The sequence below is a fragment of the Streptomyces sp. CO7 genome, from assembly GCF_053474865.1.
Map to the genome: position 1 here is coordinate 95,360 of NZ_JBRIOU010000007.1, position 2,496 is coordinate 97,855.

Consider the following 2,496-nt stretch of genomic DNA (forward strand, 5'->3'; position numbering starts at 1 on the left):
ATGCCGGCGTGCCGCGGCGTAGCGACCGGCCGGAGCCGCCCGGGGCGCCGTCCGCGCCCTCACCTGCACGACCGAACAACCGACCCGAGCCACCGAGGGCCCGTGACCGCCGATGCGGTCGCGGGCCCTCGGCTCACGTTCCCGGGAAGGTCACGCCGCGCGTGCCCCGGAGGCAGGAGGCAGGCTGGTCACAGCCTGCGCACCCGTAGCACTCCGGTGAGCAGCGGGAGGGTGAACTCGCCGTGGGCGGTCTCCGCCCGGCTGGTGAGGAAGGCGTGGATCCGGTCGAGGAGCGCCCGCCGTTCCTCGTCCGGCATGACGAGGACCCCGGCGCGGGTCCCGAGGGTCGCGACCAGGGAGTCCGCGGTGCGGGTCTGCCCGTGCGGGAAGAGGTCCTGTTCCGGCGAGCCGAAGCGGGCGGGGCCGCCGTCGGCGGGCAGGTGCATGGCGGCGGTCCGGGCGCGCCAGCTGTCGGGGGTGTCGCGCGGGCCGATGGCCGCGGGGCCGCTGACGCGGGCGAGTCCGGCGACCCAGTCGACCGCGTCGTCCATGGTGTTCCACAGGCCGGCCAGCACGCCGCCGGGGGCGAGGACGCGGGCGATCTCGGGGCCGGCGACGGCCATGTCGAACCAGTGCATGGCGTTGCCGGCCACCACGGCGTCCACCGAGGCGTCCGGCAGCGGGATCGACTCGGCGCTCCCGGACAGGGCCCGTACGCCGGGCAGGGCGCGGCGCAGTTCGGCCAGCATCTTCAGGTCGGGCTCGACCGCGACCACGTCGGCGCCCAGCGCGGACAGGGTGGCGGTGAGCTTGCCGGTGCCGGCTCCGAGATCGAGCACCCTCGCTCCGGGGGCGGCGTCGAGGGCCCAGCGCACGGCGGCGTGGGCGTAGTCCGGGCGGTGCTCGGCGTAGGCGGTCGCGGCCGCGCCGAAGGAGGTGGCGTGCGGTGACGTCCGGTCGTGGCTCATCCGGTCACGCTACCGACGGGCCGGACGGTTGACCACGCCGCCGCACCGGGCCGTCCGGGGCCCGAACGGTCGCGCCCGTGCCCAGAGTTGGAGGTCCCTCCCCGGCGGACGGGGACGGGCCGCGTCAGTCGGCGAGCCTGGCCAGGGTCCACAGCACCATCAGGTCCAGGACCATCACGGGGATGCACCAGAGTGGGTAGTAGGGGATGAACATGAACTGGGTGACCAGGCTGATCCCGGCCAGCGCCAGTCCGGCGGAGCGTCCCCAGGGGACCCGGCGGAGCAGGGCGACACCGACGACCAGCAGGGCGACGCCGACGACGAGGTGGATCCATCCCCAGGACGTGAGGTCGAAGCGGTACTCGTACGCGCGGGGTGATCCGAAGAGGCGGTCCCGGGCGATGCCGGTGATGCCCTGGAGGATGCTCAGCACACCGCTGAGCACCATGCCGATGCCGGCGAACTGCCCCGGGCTGGACGGCCGGACGCCGTCGTCGGGCGCTGCCCTGTGGTGTCGCTCCTCGCCGGGGATGCCCGCCATGGCTGTCACCTTTCGTCGGGGTGCGGAGGCGGCTGCGTCGTCCGCCACCTTCACAGCCTGGGCCCGGCGCGGACGGGGGGCGAACGCACCGGGCCCGTCCGGGTGACGGTCCGCCGGCCGCGCGGGACGCGTCCCGGCGGCGCGACACATCCCGGCCGCGCGCGCGGGGGCCCGTCCGCGCGGGGCGGCCCGGCCGCCACCGGCGGCCCGCTCACCGCGCGGCCCGCGGCTCAGGCCGTCCCGGCCTCGGCGACCGCCTCGGCGGCCCGGCGGACGATCTCCTCGGGCGGCGGTGAGGCGTCGAGCGTGGCGCCCCGTTCGTCGGGCTGGAGCGGCTCGAGGACGGCGAGCTGGGAGTCGAGCAGGGTCTCCGGCATGAAGTGACCGGTGCGGCCGTGGAGCCGGGCCGCGAGGAGCCCACGCTCGGCGGTGAGGTGGAGGAAGAGGGCGGACGGGCAGGAGGAGCGCAGCGCGTCGCGGTAGCGCCGGCGCAGGGCCGAGCAGGCCACCACTCCCCCGCTGCCGTCGGCGTCGTGGTCGTCGAGCCAGCGTCCCACGGTCTCCAGCCAGGAGCGGCGGTCGTGGTCGTCGAGGGGGACGCCGGAGGACATCTTGCGGATGTTGGCGGGCGGGTGGAAGTCGTCCGCCTCGGCGAAGGGCAGCCCGAGCCGCTCGGCGAGGAGCCGGGCGACCGTGGACTTGCCCGCCCCGGAGACCCCGATGACCACCACGCACGGGTTCCGGTCGTCGGGGCCGGGGCGGGTTCCGCCGTGGAGGGTCACCGCGGGAGCACCGCGTCCTGGTGGAGGAGGTCCTCCCGTCGCTCGGGGGTGTTGCGGCGCGGCGGCCCGTCGGAGCCGGCCGGGTACTCCTCCAGCGGCACCAGGCCCCGCTCCCAGGCGGACAGCACCGGCTCGACGACCCGCCAGGACTCCTCGGCCTCGTCGCCGCGGATGGAGAGCGCGGGGTCGCCGCGCAGCACGTCCA

3 protein-coding genes and 1 pseudogene are annotated in these 2,496 nt (G+C 76.3%); all 4 read right to left on the reverse strand.

Features of this window, described 5'->3' with window-relative positions:
• Positions 1–188: 188 nt before the first annotated feature.
• Positions 189–968, reverse strand: coding sequence for a class I SAM-dependent methyltransferase (locus ACOV8S_RS24255; RefSeq protein WP_448320273.1), 780 nt, complete (start codon positions 966–968; stop codon positions 189–191).
• A 124-nt stretch (positions 969–1,092) separates the two neighbouring features.
• The gene (locus tag ACOV8S_RS24260; protein WP_448320274.1) at positions 1,093–1,509 is read right to left on the reverse strand and encodes a DUF7144 family membrane protein; all 417 of its coding nucleotides are present in this window, start codon (positions 1,507–1,509) and stop codon (positions 1,093–1,095) included.
• A 230-nt stretch (positions 1,510–1,739) separates the two neighbouring features.
• On the reverse strand, positions 1,740–2,291 hold the full coding sequence (locus ACOV8S_RS24265; RefSeq protein ID WP_448320275.1) for a gluconokinase: 552 nt from the start codon (positions 2,289–2,291) through the stop codon (positions 1,740–1,742).
• Positions 2,288–2,496, reverse strand: a pseudogene (locus ACOV8S_RS24270) (glucose-6-phosphate dehydrogenase); the annotation flags it as partial. The pseudogene ACOV8S_RS24270 and the gene ACOV8S_RS24265, both read right to left, overlap by 4 nt.